General features: G+C 67.7%; 13 protein-coding genes. 11 read left to right on the forward strand and 2 right to left on the reverse strand.

Features of this window, described 5'->3' with window-relative positions; genetic code table 11:
• The first annotated feature begins 730 nt into the window (after positions 1-730).
• The 4 genes from NQ036_RS10085 to NQ036_RS10100 all read left to right on the forward strand — a co-directional run bounded on the left by NQ036_RS10085 (position 731) and on the right by NQ036_RS10100 (position 4,229).
• Positions 731-1,738 (forward strand): amidohydrolase family protein, encoded by a 1,008-nt coding sequence (locus NQ036_RS10085; RefSeq protein ID WP_257058662.1) that lies wholly within the window; start codon positions 731-733, stop codon positions 1,736-1,738.
• 282 nt (positions 1,739-2,020) lie between these two features.
• Positions 2,021-2,755, forward strand: coding sequence for a hypothetical protein (locus tag NQ036_RS10090; RefSeq protein WP_257048033.1), 735 nt, complete (start codon positions 2,021-2,023; stop codon positions 2,753-2,755).
• 13 nt (positions 2,756-2,768) lie between these two features.
• Complete coding sequence (locus NQ036_RS10095; protein ID WP_257047919.1) at positions 2,769-3,668, forward strand: Sir2 family NAD-dependent protein deacetylase; 900 nt, start codon at positions 2,769-2,771, stop codon at positions 3,666-3,668.
• Positions 3,669-3,677: 9 nt separating this feature from the next.
• Positions 3,678-4,229: a maleylpyruvate isomerase family mycothiol-dependent enzyme gene (locus NQ036_RS10100; protein ID WP_257047920.1), complete on the forward strand. Its 552-nt coding sequence runs from the start codon at positions 3,678-3,680 to the stop codon at positions 4,227-4,229.
• A 60-nt stretch (positions 4,230-4,289) separates the two neighbouring features.
• On the opposite strand, the gene NQ036_RS10105 is transcribed toward NQ036_RS10100, so the two are convergent.
• Positions 4,290-4,976 (reverse strand): DUF1707 domain-containing protein, encoded by a 687-nt coding sequence (locus NQ036_RS10105; RefSeq protein WP_257047921.1) that lies wholly within the window; start codon positions 4,974-4,976, stop codon positions 4,290-4,292.
• Positions 4,977-5,030: 54 nt separating this feature from the next.
• Here NQ036_RS10105 and NQ036_RS10110 point away from each other — a divergent pair, with 54 nt between their 5' ends.
• The 7 genes from NQ036_RS10110 (at position 5,031) to NQ036_RS10140 (ending at position 15,051) form a co-directional block, all read left to right on the forward strand.
• The gene (locus NQ036_RS10110; RefSeq protein ID WP_257047922.1) at positions 5,031-8,705 is read left to right on the forward strand and encodes a DNA polymerase III subunit gamma and tau; all 3,675 of its coding nucleotides are present in this window, start codon (positions 5,031-5,033) and stop codon (positions 8,703-8,705) included.
• Positions 8,702-9,307: a recombination mediator RecR gene (recR, locus tag NQ036_RS10115; protein ID WP_306427583.1), complete on the forward strand. Its 606-nt coding sequence runs from the start codon at positions 8,702-8,704 to the stop codon at positions 9,305-9,307. The genes NQ036_RS10110 and recR overlap by 4 nt, the downstream gene beginning before the upstream one ends.
• Positions 9,308-9,553: 246 nt before the next feature.
• A complete protein-coding gene (locus tag NQ036_RS10120) occupies positions 9,554-10,891 on the forward strand; it encodes an aspartate kinase (protein WP_257058665.1) in 1,338 nt (445 codons plus the stop codon).
• Complete coding sequence (locus NQ036_RS10125) at positions 10,888-11,925, forward strand: aspartate-semialdehyde dehydrogenase (protein ID WP_257058668.1); 1,038 nt, start codon at positions 10,888-10,890, stop codon at positions 11,923-11,925. The genes NQ036_RS10120 and NQ036_RS10125 overlap by 4 nt, the downstream gene beginning before the upstream one ends.
• Positions 11,926-12,196: 271 nt before the next feature.
• Positions 12,197-13,240, forward strand: a complete 1,044-nt coding sequence (locus NQ036_RS10130) for a metal ABC transporter solute-binding protein, Zn/Mn family (protein ID WP_257058670.1) — start codon at positions 12,197-12,199, stop codon at positions 13,238-13,240.
• Positions 13,241-13,294: 54 nt separating this feature from the next.
• Complete coding sequence (locus NQ036_RS10135; RefSeq protein ID WP_257058672.1) at positions 13,295-14,143, forward strand: ABC transporter ATP-binding protein; 849 nt, start codon at positions 13,295-13,297, stop codon at positions 14,141-14,143.
• Complete coding sequence (locus tag NQ036_RS10140; protein ID WP_257047930.1) at positions 14,140-15,051, forward strand: metal ABC transporter permease; 912 nt, start codon at positions 14,140-14,142, stop codon at positions 15,049-15,051. Before NQ036_RS10135 ends, NQ036_RS10140 begins: the two co-directional genes overlap by 4 nt.
• A gap of 205 nt (positions 15,052-15,256) precedes the next feature.
• On the opposite strand, the gene NQ036_RS10145 is transcribed toward NQ036_RS10140, so the two are convergent.
• Complete coding sequence (locus tag NQ036_RS10145; protein WP_257058674.1) at positions 15,257-16,033, reverse strand: nitroreductase; 777 nt, start codon at positions 16,031-16,033, stop codon at positions 15,257-15,259.
• Between the last annotated feature and the right edge of the window lie 172 nt (positions 16,034-16,205).

The raw sequence follows: 16,205 nt of genomic DNA on the forward strand, positions 1-16,205 counted from the left end.
CAACTGGTGGCACCGTGACGACGAACTACACGGTCAACCGGTCACCCCAGCACGCCCCAAACTGAGTCAAGCGGATTCCGGGAAAAATCTACCGAATCGCTTGACAAAGAACATAGGGACACCCCCCCTCGCGCACGGACAGGAATGGCCCGGCAGATGTCGGGTCATTTTTATTTGGCGATCCTCCGCATTTTCTACCCCCAGTCCCTTATCGGGCCCGTCTACGGGGGTGTTAAGGGACCGGGGGTAGAAAATGCGTAGAGCTCCGGCTGAATGCCACCTGGATCGAACTCCGGATGTATTCCCGGAGTCCTCACATTTACGGGCACGTTACGACCTCTGGCATTCCCCGGCGTCCGGCATGTTTCACCCGAGGCGTTTCTCCTTTTCGGTTGAAGTTCCCCGCTGCAGGTGACTGCACATCGACACCCGGGTTGTGGACGTACATCCACCACTTCATCCACCCCTGTGGAAAACTCCCCTGCTGAGGCCCCAGCGTTATGCACAGCGGTGGATAGCGCTGTGGACAGAGGGTGGAAGCACGGTGGACGACGCGCCCGGACACGTTGCGAACAGGTGCTCCGAGGCGCTATTTCCCGGGGTCGATCCAGGATTGTGAATAACGTGGTTTGCGGAAATCCGCTGCTAACAATGTCGCCGCCCCTGACGTATTCGCCACCCACACTCGCTAAGCTCGCAGCAGGCTTCTGTGGAAAAGGAAAGGAATGCGATGGCGGATTCGAGCAACACCCGGAACAACGAGGAGCACAAACCGGAAGGCGCATCGGCGGACCCCCAGAGTCCGCCCATTTCCGACGCGGACATCCCGGCCTGGCTCCACGAACGGGGGATACCGGGAATCGTCGATCTGCACGTGCATTTCATGCCCGAGCGCGTTCAGGCGAAGGTCTGGGACTTCTTCGATCACGTCTCCGAGCACGATCCCGGTGCCCCGCCCTGGCCCATCGCCTACCGCCATCCCGCCCAGCAGCGCGTGCAGATCCTCCGGGATATGGGCGTCACCGCCTATACGACGCTGAACTACGCACACCGACCGGGCATGGCCGATTGGCTCAACGACTTCTCAACCGAATTCGCAGCCGCCCACCCCGACGCCATCCACTCCGGCACCTTCTATCCCGAACCGCCCGGCGCCACCCGGCCGGACCCCACCCGGCCCGGCGGCAAAGCGCCGGTCAGTGCCCGGGCCAGTGTCGCCTCGGCACTGGAAGCGGGGGCGCAGGTCTTCAAAGTCCACGTGCAGGTGGGCGATTTCGACCCGGCCGATCCGCTCCTGGACGAGGCCTGGGACCTGCTGCAGCAGACGGCGACCCCCGTCGTCATCCACTGCGGGAACGGTCCGCACGCCGGCCGCTTCACCGGCGCCGAGCCGATCCGCCGGCTGTTGGTCCGGTTCCCCGAACTGGTGCTGGTGATCGCCCATGCCGGCCTACCCGACTACCTGGAGTTCGCCCGGCTGGCCGCGGAACATCCGCACGTCTACCTGGATACGACGATGGTCGGCACCGACTATATGAATGCCCTGGCGCCGCTGCCCGCGGACTATCCGCGCGTCCTCGCCGGCCTGGCGGGCCGGGTGGTGTTGGGCAGTGATTTCCCGACGATTCCGTATCCCTACAGCCACCAGCTGCAGGCCCTTCAGCGCCCGGATCTGGGCGCCGACTGGCTGCGCGGGGTGCTGTGGACGACGCCGAGGTCCCTGCTGGGACTGGACTGACCGTCGCGCGGGCACAGGGCGCTCCACCTTTTCCACCGGTGTGCACGATGGGCACGGCCGCGCCTGTGGACAACCGGCACGATCCGGCGACTTTACTATGCACAGTTGTGGACACAGCGGTGGAAAACCCGGGTACGTGCACAGTGGGACTCCGTCGGCCAGGGCCTGTGAACAGGTGAGCCGGGCTCTCCTCAGGGCAGACCGTTAGACTTTCCGTATATGTCGAAGTCCGGCCCGACTGCGGTCGGGGTTTCGATGCCGAACCGACCGAAGGAGACAGCAATGTCCACTCCACAGGATCCGAATCAGGGCAACCAGGGATACAACGATTCCGGTGCCGGCTCCGGCAACTATTCGGGCGGCGATTATTCGGGTGGAAACTACGGTTCTGCAACGGATTCGAATGGTGCCGCCTCCGGGCCGCAGCAGTTCGGTTCGCAGAACTACGACTCCCAGAACTACGGCTCGCAGGGCGATCCGAATGCCGCTTACGGCTCACAGAACAATACCTACGGCTCGCAGCCCCAGTACGGCCAGCCCCAGTACGGTGAGCAGCCGGCCTATGGCCAGCAGCCCGACTATGGCTCGCAGCAGGCGTATGGCCAGCCGGGCTACGGCCAGGATCCCTACGGGCAGCCGGCCTATGGCCAGGACCCCTACGGATACGGCCAGCCCTATACGGTGCCCGCCGCGCCGGTCGATCCGGGCCAGACGCTGGGCATCATCTCGCTGGTCGCCTCGCTCGTGGCGCTGGTCGGCATCGGCGTGGGCCCGATCGTCGGCATCATCTGCGGTGTCATCGCCCGGAAGAAGTCGCGCGAGGTCGGCCTGCCGGACAACAACCTGGGTAAGTGGGGCTTCATCCTGGGGATCGTGTTCCTGGCAATCGGGATCGTCCTCATCATCGCCTACATCATCTTCATCATCATCATCGCCTCGGTGAGTAGATCCTCCGACGGCTATTCACAGTACGACTCCCTGCTGACCGGTATCGCCGGCCTGGCCGGCCTGGCCTGAGGCGAAGCCCGCGGTGCCCATCGTCAAGGATCCGCTGGCGGGCATCCCGGCCGCCGCCCCCAGCCATCCCGATGAGGAGATCATCGCGGCCCTGACCGCGCGCCCGGCCCACGACTGGGTCGTGGTGACCGGGGCCGGGTTGAGCACGGATTCCGGGATTCCCGACTATCGGGGCCCTGACGCGCCGCCGCGCAATCCGATGGAGTTCCAGACCTTCGTCGGTTCCGCCGCGGCGCGCGCCAGATACTGGGCCCGCAGCTATGTGGGCTGGCCCGCGATGCGGGGGTCCCGGCCGAATGCCGGGCACCGGGCGCTCGCCGCTATCCGGCCCGGAGCGCTCATCACCCAGAATGTCGACGGACTGCACGAGGCCGCCGGTTCGCACCGGACGATCGATCTGCACGGGCGTTTGGACCGGGTGGTCTGCCTGGACTGCGGCGGGCTCTACGACCGCGACTGGGTGCAGGACGAGCTGACCCTGCGCAATCCGGGGTTCGCAGCCGCCTGCGCAGCCGAGGAACTCGACATCGCCCCGGACGGGGACGTCGAACTCGAGGACACAGCCGGTTTCGAGCCCCTGCCCTGCCCGGTGTGCGGAGGGCCGTTGAAGCCCGATGTCGTCTTCTTCGGGGAGTCGGTGCCCAAACCACGTGCCCAGGCGGCCACCCTGGCCGTCGATGAGGCCGGTGGGCTGGTAGCCGTTGGAACCTCGTTGGCGGTGATGAGCGGCCTGCGGCTGGTACGTGCCGCCGCTCGGGATGGCAAGCCCGTGGTCATCGTCACGGACGGGCCGACCCGTGCTGACGCGCTGGCGGACTACCGATCGGTGAGCCGGGCCTCGGCGTTCCTGAGCGCCTGGGCTGCGGCGATCACAGGTGCACCGGGGCGTGCCAAGACGGCGTTCACGCTATAGCCTGGGTGCATGGTCAACTACGCCCGTGCTGAACGATTGGCCCTGGCGGCTGCGCTGCGCCGTACGGGACCCGACGCCCCGACTCTGTGTGAGGGTTGGGATGCCTCGGATCTGGCGGTGCACCTGGTGGTCCGCGACCGCTATCCCAGCGCATTGCCCGGCAACGCCGCACCGGAACTTGCCGCGCGGGTGCCGCTGCTGGAACGCCGTGCAGCCGCCCGCGAGGCCGAGCTCAAGGCGCTGCCCTGGGATCAGCTGGTGGGGATGGTCGCCGCCGGTCCGAAACGCCGCAGCCTCGCGGCCTGGGGCCCTGTCGATCGCCTGATGAACACCGCGGAGTACTTCGTCCACCACGAGGACATCCGCCGGGCCGCGGACGAATGGGTGCCCCGGGCGCTACCCGCCGATGAGGAGGAACAGCTGGGGCGGATGGTCGGCCTGCTGCGCCGCCGGATGGTCGGCAAGCCGGGTTATGCCGAGGTCGAGGGTCCCAACAGCGAACTGCTGCTGTACTACTTCGGCCGGCAGTCGGTCGCCCTGGTCAAACCGGTCAAGGCCTAGCCGTATTTCCCCGCTGGGTTGTTTCGCCGAGGCCGTGGCCCCGGTGGTTGGGCCATCCGGCTACCCGAGTTTCCTGCGCTCCCAGCGGTTGGGATGACGGACCCGCAGACTCGACATTCCCAGTGAACCGGTGACGACGATGGCAGGCTGTCCAGGTTCTGGCTGCCGGTTCACCGTGCTCTTTTTCGAGCCCCAGCTCTTGGCGACGGCATCGACGTCGACGCCCCAGCCCTCGGGCACCACGATGACGCCAGTGCCCGCTGCGCCCTCGACCTCGATGTCGATGCGGCCCAGCGTGTTGCGGACCCGGGTGAAGTCCAGGTGCACCGTTGAGGCGCTGAGTTTGATGCGCATGAAGGGGACCGTCTTCCAGTCGCCCGTGAGCTCTTGGTCGTTCCAACCCGCGTTCAGAACCAGCGGGTCCGCGGCGGAGTAGCCGGGGGCTCCGGCCTGGCCGGGCATTGGGACCTGCCCGGGAATCCGCTGGGCGGGGATGGAGGGTTGGAGCTGTTGTCCGGCGACCTGTGCTGAGGGCGGTGGGGTGGGCAGATCGGCGACGATCGGATCGAGCTCCAGATATGTCCGCGCTGCGTCCGCGGCTTCGATCCTCTCCTCGAGTTCATCGGTGGTGATACGTCCCTGGCCGGCGGCCTCGCGCAGGGTTTCGATCACCGCATCGCGTTCGGCATAGCCGATGCGCAGCCTGCGGGGATCGCGGGAAACGGGCGGTTCCGGGTTCGAGGACATGGTCCCATTGTGCCGTGTCCGACCCGTGTCAGCCCAGCCCGGTAGCCTAGTACCGTGTCCACAGCTCTTTACCGCAGATACCGTCCCGAAACCTTCGAAGAGGTCATCGGGCAGGAACACGTGACCCGTCCGCTGCAGATGGCCCTGGCCAACGGGCGCGTCAATCACGCGTACCTGTTCTCCGGCCCGCGCGGCTGTGGCAAGACGACGTCCGCGCGCATCCTGGCCCGCTGTCTCAACTGTGCCAAGGGCCCTGCGCCCACCCCGTGTGGGGAATGCGCCAGCTGCCGCGACCTGGCCACCGGCGGCCCCGGTTCGCTGGACGTGGTGGAGATCGACGCGGCCAGCCACAACGGCGTCGACGATGCCCGCGACCTACGCGAACGCGCGGTCTACGCGCCGGCCCGCGACCGCTACAAGGTGTTCATCCTCGACGAGGCGCACATGGTCACTCCCCAGGGTTTCAACGCCCTGCTGAAACTGGTGGAGGAACCCCCAGCGCATGTGAAGTTCATCTTCGCGACCACCGAACCCGAAAAGGTCATCGGCACCATTCGCTCGCGCACCCACCACTACCCCTTCCGGCTGGTCCCGCCGGAGATCATGGCGAACTATCTGGGTGAGCTCTGCGCACGGGAGAACGTCCCGGTTGGCAAGGGCGTGCTGCCCCTGGTGGTGCGCGCCGGCGGCGGTTCGGTGCGCGACTCGCTGTCCGTGCTCGACCAGCTGATGGCCGGCTCCGGTCCAGACGGGATCGACTATCACACGGCGGTGGCCCTGCTGGGCTATACGCCGGAATCCCTGTTGGGCGACATCGTGGACGCCTTCGCCGCAGGCGATGGAGCCGCCGTGTTCAGGGTCATCGACCGGGTGGTGGAATCCGGGCAGGACCCGCGCCGGTTCGTCGAAGACCTGCTGGAGCGCTTCCGCGACCTCATCGTGCTGGCCACGGCTCCCGATCAGGCGACGGCGATGCTGCCGGATGCGCCGGCGGATCGCTTGGAGCGCCTGGTAGCCCAAGCCCAGGCCTATGGGATGGCCGAACTCTCACGGGCCGCGGACCTGCTCAACGTGGGCCTGTCGGAGATGACGGGGGCGACCAGCCCACGGCTGCAACTCGAACTCATGTGCGCACGCGTGCTGTTGCCCGGCGGTGAGAAGACGCGCGGGGCCCTGCTGTCGCGCCTGGACCGGATGGAACGGCGCATCGGCATGGGCGCGGCCGGAAACGTGCCGGGCGCCGCAACCGGTGTGCCGGGCGGTGCGGCGGCTGGCGTGCCCGGCGGCGCTGCGGTGGCCGGTGGCTCCTCGATGACCGGTGGGACCGGGTCCGCACAGCAAGCGGGACGGGCCCAGCCGGCACAGCAGGCGGCGCAGAGCGGACCGGCGCAGAACGGCCCGGTCCAGTCCGATCAGGCACGGCCGCGCGGTGCGCAGGGCGGAGTAGCCGGTCCGGCTCCCTCACACGAGGGCCGGCACTACGATTCGCTGGACGACATCGCCGACTTCGCCGCCATGGCGCAGTCCTTCGCGACCGAGGACCTCGGCGGGTCCGCGCCGGCTCCGGCACCGGAGCAGGGCCGGCCGCAGGAACAGGGCCCGGCCAAAACGGCACAGGCACCGGCAGGACGTGCACCCGGACAACAAGAGGCGCAGCCGGGCCGGCAGCCCGCGCAATCCCGACCGCAGGAACGAGGCGAGCAGCGGGACTCCACCCGCCAGTCCCTGCACCAGTCCGAAGGGCGTGCTGCGCAGCAGCCTCCGTACCAGCGTTCGGCGCCGCAGCCAGGGCAGCAGCCCACACAGCAGGCTGCCCAGCAGGAGCCGCAGCGGCAGCCAGAACCGCCGCGGGTGGACCCCTCGCATCCGCAGGGATCGGCGCCCACCGCCGCACCGGCTGGACGGCCGGCAGCGCCCGCCGCGCCTGCAGCAGAAGCCGCAGTATCCACAGCGTCGGCTGCACCCGCACAAGCAGCTGCGCCCGGCATTCCCGGTGGCAATGAGATCGACGCGATCCGGCGCAACTGGCCCAATATCCTGGACGCCCTGGGTCGGCGCAGCCGTCTGGCCCGCGCGATCCTGAGCAGTAACGCCGTGCCCTTGGCCGTCGCATCCGGAACCCTGCAGCTGGGCTTCAACAATGAGGGATCGGCCCACAGCTTCGATCGCAACGGCAATGACCAGCGACTGGCGGAGGCCATCTTCGACGAACTGGGCATGAGGGTGAGCGTAGCCGTCGGCCAGGTGGGCATCGACCTCGACGCACAGCGTGCGCAGGCCTCCGCCGGCGGGCAGAACACCGGCTCCGGTGCGGGCCAGAACCGGCCGCGCGGTGGGCAGGAATTCGGCCCCGGCGCGGGCTTCGCGGGCCGGGCGGGGGAATCCGCACCCGGCAGCGCGCCCACGGCAGGCCAGCATCGGCCCAGCCAGGACGAGATCGATGCGGTCGTCGGGCCGCGCGCCATGGACCGTGAACCCGTCGACCACGAGAAGTTCTGGCAGACCCCACCCCAGGATGGGCCCTGGGCTCCCGCCTCCGGTCCCGGCACAGTGGACCCGAGTCCAGCCCCCGCCGGCCGGCGGGATCAGCGGCCCCAGCAGCCCGGCGGACCGCAGGCGCCACAGCGCGAAGAGCGGCAGCCCGGACCACACCGTGCCGAGCCCGAGGGCTCCGATCAGGAGGCGGACCCAGCCGGGCCGGCCAGCACGCCTGCGGGACCGGGAAGCCGGGCGGAGGTACAGCCCGTAACTGCCCCCTTCGCCGATGACTTCGAGGTTTTCGGCGAGGTCGAGGACACCCCGGTCGGAACTTTCAACGAGCCGACCACCGAGCCCTCCAACGAGCCGACTGCAGGCACCTTCGACGAGCCCCAGACCTCGGCCGGTTCCGGAGCAGTCGACGTGCCGGCTCTGGTAGTGCCACCGCCGGCGGACGTGGACTTCGAACCGTGGGATGAAGACTATGCGGACGCGGCCTATCCGGATGCTCCCGCGGGCGAACCTGCCAACGAACGGCCTGCGGAGACCCCCGGAGACCAGAGCGCGCCTGCAGCGTCGGCAGTTCCCCCGGCGGACGATCTGGACTTCCTGGGCGCATATGCCGACACCTCGATCAGCTTCACGGGGTATCAGCCGGATGGGGGCACGGCCGGGTGGGACCGGGCCGACAACGGTTTCGCGACCGGGCCGGGCACAGGCCCCGGGGCCGGCGGCGGCCGGGGGAATACCCAGGGCACAGGTGGCGCTTACCCCCAGGGGACTCCTGCGGGCGACCTTCCGGGACAAGCGGAGGATGAGTCCGAATACGGCCGCGACAACGGTTCAGGTGCCGCAGGGTTCGCCCACGGCCGGGGACCGGGGCCGGGCAGCTCGTACGCCTATCGGCACGATCATGCGGGCTCCGGGGGGCCCGGGCAGCAAAACGCGAATCCATTCGCAGACCTCGCCGCCCGGCACGCCAAGGGCAAGCGCTCCGGTGGGCAGCAGGGCGGCTCGCAGGGTCAGTACCCGGGCGACCCCGGCTACACGGGGGACTCCGGATATCCGGGTACCCCCGTGGGGCCGGGCCCCGGCCAGGAGGCACCCGGCGCGGGCTACATCAGCCCCGACGAGGAATATATGAACGTCGACCCGGAGAACGACCTGGACATCAGCGAGACCGGGGAATTCGGGGTCCCGGTGGTTGAACGGCTGCTGGGCGGAGTGGTGATTGAGGAGATTAGAGAATGAGCATGGCGTACGAGGGTGCGCTGGCGGACCTGGTCGAGGAATTCGGCAAGCTGCCGGGGATCGGGCCCAAGTCCGCCCAGCGCCTGGCCTTCCACATCCTGCAGAGCGATTCGGCCGAGGTCGCAGCCCTGGCCCACGCGCTGACTGCGGTGAAGCAGCGGGTCAGTTTCTGCACCATCTGCGGCAATGTGGCCGAAGGGGACACCTGCCTGATCTGTCAGGATCCCCGTCGCGATCAGACCATGATCTGCATCGTGGAGGAGTCCAAGGACGTCGTGGCCCTGGAACGCACCCGCGAATACCGGGGCCTGTACCACGTGCTCGGCGGGTCGATCGATCCGATGCGCGGCAAGGGCCCCGATGATCTGCGGATCAAGGAACTGCTGCCGCGCCTGTCCGACGGCACCGTCACCGAATGCGTGATCGCCACCGATCCGAACCTCGAGGGCGAGGCCACCGCCACCTACCTGATCCGGCTCCTGGGCACGCTGGGCATCAAGGTGTCCAAGCTGGCCAGCGGCCTGCCGGTGGGCGGCGATCTGGAATACGCCGACGAGGTCACCCTGGGTCGGGCGCTGCAGGGCCGGACCGCGGTCGGCTGAGCCGGAGGGCCGCGCCGCCTGCGGGCGGTAGTGCCAGCCGCGCCGTCGGCGGTACCGCCGGCTGCCGATCCCGTCTCGCGGCCACCCGGCAGGAAAATTTCCTGCCGCGGTTCGAGGCGCGGACGGCCACCTCGGCCCCGGCGGGGTGCCCTCATACAATGGACGATGGAATGGACCACGGAGCCATTCCGCACGGGTCCGGGTCCTCACCCCCGGTTCCCCGCTCCCACCTAGGAAAGTGAACGCATGAGCCTAGTCGTTCAGAAGTTCGGCGGATCGTCGGTGGCGGATGCTGCCAGCATCAAGCGCGTCGCCCAGCGCATCGTCGAATACCGCAAGGCCGGGCACGAGGTCGTCGTGGTGGTATCCGCAATGGGTGACACAACCGACGATCTGATCGATCTGGCCCAGCAGGTTTCCCCCATGCCGCCTGCCCGCGAACTGGACATGTTGCTGACCGCCGGTGAGCGCATCTCGATGGCTGTGCTGGCCATGGCGATCGCCAATCTGGGCTTCAACGCGAAGTCCTTCACCGGTTCGCAGGCCGGCATGATCACCGACGAGTCCTTCGGCCGCGCCCGCATCATCGACGTCACCCCCGGACGCATCCGTTCGGCCCTGGACACGGGCAATATCGCGATCGTGGCGGGCTTCCAGGGCGTGTCCCAGACGACGAAGAACATCACCACCCTGGGCCGCGGTGGTTCGGACACGACCGCAGTCGCCCTCGCAGCGGCGCTGAACGCCGATGTGTGTGAGATCTACACGGACGTCGACGGCGTGTTCACCGCCGACCCGCGGATCGTACCGGCGGCCAGCCGGATCGAGACGATCACCTTCGAGGAGATGCTGGAGATGGCGGCCTCGGGCGCAAAGGTGCTGCACCTGCGCGCGGTCGAATACGCCCGCCGCTACAATGTGCCGATCCACTGCCGCTCCAGCTTCTCGCACAACCAGGGAACCTGGGTGACAGACGATCCGATCCCGGCGGAATTCCGTCCCCGCCGCAAACCGGGCGCACTCACCCCGGAAGGTACCGACACAGAAGAAACGGACACCACTATGGAACAGGCAATCATCTCCGGCGTCGCGCACGACCGCTCCGAAGCCAAGCTGACCATCGTCGGCGTCCCGGACATTCCCGGCAAGGCCGCGCAGATCTTCACGATCATGGCCAAGACCGAAATCAACATCGACATGATCGTGCAGAACATCTCCACCCGCGACCCGGGCCGCACGGACATCTCCTTCACCCTGCCCGCCTCCGACGGAGCCAAGGCGACGAGGGCCCTGGAGGACGCGAAGTCCGAAATCGGCTTCGACCATATGCGCTACGACGATCAGATCGGCAAGCTGTCGGTGATCGGCGCGGGCATGCGCAGCCACCCCGGTGTCACCGCCAAGCTGTTCGAGGCGCTGTCGGACGCCCACATCAACATCGACATGATCTCGACCTCGGAGATCCGCATCTCCGTGGTCACCCGCGCGGACCTGCTGGACGAAGCGGTGCGCGTGGCCCATTCCGCCTACGGTCTTGATGCCGAAGAGGTCGAAGCGATCGTATACGGAGGTACCGGACGATGAGCTCACTGAAGATCGGCGTCGTCGGCGCCACCGGCCAGGTGGGTGCCGTGATGCGCACCCTGCTGGCGAACGATCCCGGATTCGACATCGAGCAGATCCGCTTCTTCGCCTCGGCCCGTTCGGCCGGCAAGCAGCTGGACTTCAAGGGCACCCCGATCACGGTCGAGGACGCGGCCACCGCGGACCCGAGCGGGCTGGACGTGGCCCTGTTCTCCGCCGGCGGAGCCACCTCGAAGGCGCAGGCCCCGCGCTTCGCCGCGGCCGGCGTGACCGTGGTCGACAACTCCAGCGCCTGGCGCCAGGACCCGGAGGTCCCTCTGGTCGTCAGCGAGGTCAACCCGGGCGCTCTGGACGACATCCCCAAGGGGATCGTCGCCAACCCGAACTGCACGACCATGGCGGCCATGCCGGTGATGGCGGCCCTGCACCGGGAAGCCGGGTTGAACAGGCTGATGGTCAGCACCTACCAGGCCGTTTCCGGTTCCGGACTGGCCGGTGTGGACGAACTGTACGGCCAGCTGGAAGCCGGACTGCCCGATGCCCGCGGCCTGGTGCACGACGGTGGAGCCGTCACGCTGCCCGCCCCGCAGGTCTACGTCGAGCCGATCGCGTTCAACGTCCTGGCCTTCGCCGGCAATCTGGTCGACGACGGCCTGAATGAGACGGACGAGGAGAAGAAGCTGCGCAATGAGAGCCGGAAGATCCTGGGGATCCCGGAGCTGCGCGTGGCCGGCACCTGCGTGCGGGTACCCGTGTTCACCGGCCACGCACTGTCCGTCCATGCGGAATTCGACCGGGACATCACCCCGGAGAGGGCCCGCGAGGTCCTGGCCCAGGCGCCCGGCGTGGTGCTCGACGAGGTCCCCACTCCGCTCAAGGCCGCCGGTGCGGACCCCAGCTTCGTGGGCCGGATCCGCCAGGACCAGTCGGCCGAGGGCAAGAAGGGCCTGGTGCTCTTCATCGCCAATGACAATCTGCGCAAGGGCGCGGCGCTGAACACCGTGCAGATCGCGGCCCTGCTGGCCCAGCGCTGACGGGATCCGCATTCCGGACTTCAGGGGCCCGCTAAATGATGATCGTGCCTCCACGGCGGCCTCGATCATCATTTAGCGGGCCTCTATTTTATGGTCGATCACGGTATGCGCGGATGTGCATATTTTGATTAGTGCATATGCACCTACATGAGTACGGTGGAACCAACGTCGAACGACGGCCCGCCACCATGCGCAGTGAATGCGCGCGGTGGCGGGCCGTCTGCATTCAGCCGGACCCATAAGCCGGCAGACATATGAGAAAGCAGGTTCCATGAAGGCCTCATCCAGTGCATCCATCCGACTGCGCAAACCAGCCCGGTTCGCGGCCATCGGAGCCCTCAGTGCATCCGCTCTGCTCTTGGCGGCCTGCGGTTCCGCCCAGGCGGGCTCCGCGTCCGGCGGTTCGGCGGACTCCGGGAAGCTCACGGTCGTGACCTCGACGAACGTCTATGCGGACATCGTGAAGAACGTCGCGGGCGACGATGCCGACATCACGGCCGTCATCGACGATCCGAACAAGGATCCGCACGACTACGAGGCGACCAGCGCCGACCAGCTCAAGGTGTCCAAGGCCGACCTGGTGGTTGAGAATGGCGGTGGCTACGACGCGTTCATGACCTCCATGATCAAGGCCGCGAACGTCGACCCGATCGTGGTGGACGCCGTTTCGGTCTCCGGCCTGCCGGGCTCCGACGGCGTGGGCAATGAGGGCCACGACCACGGTGACGAGGGCCATGATGAGGAGGCCCACGAGCACGGCGACGAGCACGGCGAGGAAGGCCACGAGCACGGCGAGTTCAACGAGCACGTCTGGTACTCGGTGCCGACAATGGTGAAGGTGACCGACGCGGTGGCCAAGGCGCTGGGGGAGAAATCCCCGGACAACGCCGCTGCCTTCACCAAGAACGCCGATGCCTACAAGTCCAAGCTGCAGGGGCTGGAGGACAAGGCGGCCACGGTCAAGAAGGACCACAACGGTGCCAAGGCCGCCGCCACCGAACCCGTGCCGCTGTGGCTGTTCGGTGATATGGGCCTGCACAACGCCACGAGCGAGGACTTCCTCGAAGCCGTCGAAGAGGGCGACGACGTGCCGCCGCTGGTGCTCAAGTCGGCTCAGGACCAGATCTCGAAGAAGCAGGTCAAACTGCTGGCCTACAACACACAGGCCTCCAACTCCCAGGCCGACGCTCTCAAGGACTCCGCCGAGAAGTCGAACGTGCCCGTCGTCGACCTGCGTGAAACGATGCCGGCCGACACAGATTACGTGACCTGGATGGGCGGCAACATCGACGCCATCGACAAGGCCCTGGGCTGATCCGCCACGTCCACTGGGACTACGTCCGTGACAACGCTTGGGTACAGTGATCAGGTGAGTGGAAACCAACCCCCTATTCTGCAACTGCACGACGCGCAACTGCGCTTCGGCGAACGCGTCCTGTGGCACGGCCTGAACATCGACGTCCACCCGGGGGAGTTCATCGCGATCCTGGGCCCCAACGGTTCGGGCAAGACCTCGCTGCTGAAGACCCTGCTGGGCCAGTACAGGCTGCATTCGGGCACCGTCGAATTGAACGGACACGAAGTCCATCGCGGGGATCCGGACGTGGGCTATGTGCCCCAGCAGCGGGGAGTCGACCGGGATACCCCGATGCGCGCCCGCGACCTGGTGGGTATGGGCATCGACGGACACCGCTGGGGCACCGGCTGGCCCAGCCGCTCCAAGCGCCGCCAGGTGGACGAACTGCTGGTGGCCGTGGGTGCCCAGGACTATGCGAACGAACCGGTGGGCACACTGTCCGGCGGGGAACTACAGCGTCTGCGCCTGGCCCAGGCGCTGGCCAGCGATCCGAAGATCCTGCTGTGCGATGAGCCGCTGCTCAGCCTCGACATCCCACATCAGCGCCTGGTCGCCCACCTGCTGAACGAACAGCGCAGGCAGCGGGGGACCTCGGTCCTGTTCGTCACGCACGAGATCAACCCGATCCTGCCCTATGTCGACCGCGTGCTTTACATCGCCGGCGGCCACTTCCTGGTCGGAAAACCGGAGGACGTCATCACCACAGAAGCACTGTCGGACCTGTTCCAATCACCCGTCGAGGTCGTGCGCGCGGCCGGGCGGCTCATCATCGTCGGCGGCGAGGACGGGGCACCCGCCGGCGGGGCCGCGGTGGCCGCCGGGACCTCGGCCACGGCCACCGGCACGGGTGGTGCGCGATGATCGACTTCCTATCCACCTTCTTCGCCTCCTTCACCTTCGACGACTACGGCGAACTGGTCCACCTGCTGCGCAACTCGCTGTTCGCCGCCGCCCTGCTGGGGATCGTGGGCGGACTGGTCAGCGTCTTCGTGGTCACCCGCGATATCGCCTTCGCAGTCCACGGCATCTCGGAACTGTCCTTCGCCGGCGCCTCCTTCGCCCTGCTGGTGGGCGCCGATGTGGTCTACGGCTCCATGGTCGGCTCGATGCTGGCGGCCCTGCTGATCGGCGTGCTGGGCGTGCGTTCCTCGGAGAAGAACTCGATCGTCGGTGTGCTCATGCCCTTCGGCCTGGGCCTGGGCATCCTGTTCCTGGCCCTCTACGATGGCCGCGCGGCGAACAAGTTCGGCCTGCTGACCGGGCAGATCGTGGCGATCACCCCGGATCAGGTGCGGGTCCTGGTGATCTGCGCGGTCATCGTGCTGGTGGTCCTGCTGGTCATCTGGCGCCCGCTCATGTTCTCCTCGATCGACCCGCAGATCGCCCGCGCCAAGGGCGTGCCGGTGGGGGCCCTGACGATCGTCTTCATGCTGGTGTTGGGCCTGGCCGTGGCGCTCAGCGTCCAGGTGGTGGGTGTGCTGCTGGTGCTCGCACTACTCATCACGCCTGCCGCCGCCGCCACCCAGGTGTCGGCCAATCCTGTGGTGGTGCCACTGCTGTCGATGGCCTTCGCCCTGGTCTCCAGCGTGGGTGGAATCCTGATCGCCCTGGGCGCGCCCAGCGTGCCGATCAGCCCCTTCGTCACGACGATCAGCTTCCTGATCTACCTGGTGTGCCGGTCGATCGGCGCCGTACGGATGCGCCGCCACACCCGCAAACTGACGGGCCGCCAGGCCGACCTGGACCGCCACCCCTCCCTGGCCGGCTGAACGGAGGCCCGAGCGCGGTCGGGTGTTCCTGAGGGCTGACCCCACCCGCCCCCGCTCCTTCGTCGGGGTCGCGAACGTAGGGCGGTGTCACAAAAGGCAGGCTTTTCGCCGGGTTAGGCGGAAGTTCATGACACCTATCGGCCGTTCGTGCCCGATGCGGCACTCGCAGGAACGCTCAGACACTGTCGAAAGTCCTACCCGACGCTCAACCCACCCAGGTCACCAGTTCGTCGAGCCCCTGCCGCGCGGTCCGGTAGCCGTTGACCGGGGCCTCGGAGTCGGGGAAGCCCAGGGCCACCGCGCACACCACCAGGCGATCGTCGTCGAGTCCCAACTCCCGGCGGATCACATCGGAGTAGCCGGCCGGAGCAGCCTGGGGCACGCCGGCCACGCCGCGCGCCTGGGCCGCCAGCAGGAGCGACTGCAGGAACAGCCCGCAGTCCAACACCCCATAGGTGCCCAGCGTTGCGGTGGTCGTCAGGATCGCCACCGTGGGGGCTGCGAAGAAGTCGAAGTTCTTCAGCATTTCGCGCCCCGAGGCCTCCCGGTCACCCTTGCGCACGCCCACCGCATCGTAGAGCTGCCAGCCGGAAGGACGCCGGCGCTCGCGGTAGACGCCCTCGAAGGACGTGGGGAAGGGGATGTCGGGAGTCTCCGGCAGGCCCTTGGCCAGCCGTTGCCGGGCGGCGGTGGACACCGCACCGCGCAGTTCCCCGGCCGCGGCCCCTTCGAGCACGTGCAGGTGCCAGGGCTGGGTATTGCACCACGATGGCGCATGCGAGGCGGAGGCGATGATCTGGGAGATCGTCTCGTGGGGGACCGGTTCGGGGAGGAACGCCCGGCAGCTGAAACGTTCCGTCAACAGCCGGTCGAGCACCTGGGCGGCATGGTCCCGGACGGCATCTTGCGCGGTGTCGTCCCCGGTGTCGTCGGCAGCCGTGCGGGGGAGGGGATTTAAGGTGCTGTGCTCCATTGCGGTCATGGACCCAAGTCTCATCGACAGCCCGCACAACCGCAATCCGACCTCGGATGGCGGGCGTTTTCGAACATGGGCAGAGGGAATGCGCCAGGACCCCGGCCGGCGGGTGAAGGCTTGAGAGCCGCAGAGCGCGGGCCGAATCCCGTGGGAATGATTCAGCGCCTTCGAATCCCGC

Source organism: Brevibacterium sp. 91QC2O2 (genome assembly GCF_024580695.1).
In the GTDB taxonomy this organism is placed as follows: Bacteria; Actinomycetota; Actinomycetes; order Actinomycetales; family Brevibacteriaceae; genus Brevibacterium; species Brevibacterium moorei.

Coding starts and splice junctions, on each gene's coding strand:
- NQ036_RS10085 (WP_257058662.1), top strand. CDS start 731: ATGGCGGATTCGAGCAACACCCGGAACAACGAGGAGCACAAACCGGAA.
- NQ036_RS10090 (WP_257048033.1), top strand. CDS start 2,021: ATGTCCACTCCACAGGATCCGAATCAGGGCAACCAGGGATACAACGAT.
- NQ036_RS10100 (WP_257047920.1), top strand. CDS start 3,678: ATGGTCAACTACGCCCGTGCTGAACGATTGGCCCTGGCGGCTGCGCTG.
- NQ036_RS10105 (WP_257047921.1), bottom strand. CDS start 4,976: ATGTCCTCGAACCCGGAACCGCCCGTTTCCCGCGATCCCCGCAGGCTG.
- recR (WP_306427583.1), top strand. CDS start 8,702: ATGAGCATGGCGTACGAGGGTGCGCTGGCGGACCTGGTCGAGGAATTC.
- NQ036_RS10120 (WP_257058665.1), top strand. CDS start 9,554: ATGAGCCTAGTCGTTCAGAAGTTCGGCGGATCGTCGGTGGCGGATGCT.
- NQ036_RS10125 (WP_257058668.1), top strand. CDS start 10,888: ATGAGCTCACTGAAGATCGGCGTCGTCGGCGCCACCGGCCAGGTGGGT.
- NQ036_RS10130 (WP_257058670.1), top strand. CDS start 12,197: ATGAAGGCCTCATCCAGTGCATCCATCCGACTGCGCAAACCAGCCCGG.
- NQ036_RS10140 (WP_257047930.1), top strand. CDS start 14,140: ATGATCGACTTCCTATCCACCTTCTTCGCCTCCTTCACCTTCGACGAC.
- NQ036_RS10145 (WP_257058674.1), bottom strand. CDS start 16,033: ATGACCGCAATGGAGCACAGCACCTTAAATCCCCTCCCCCGCACGGCT.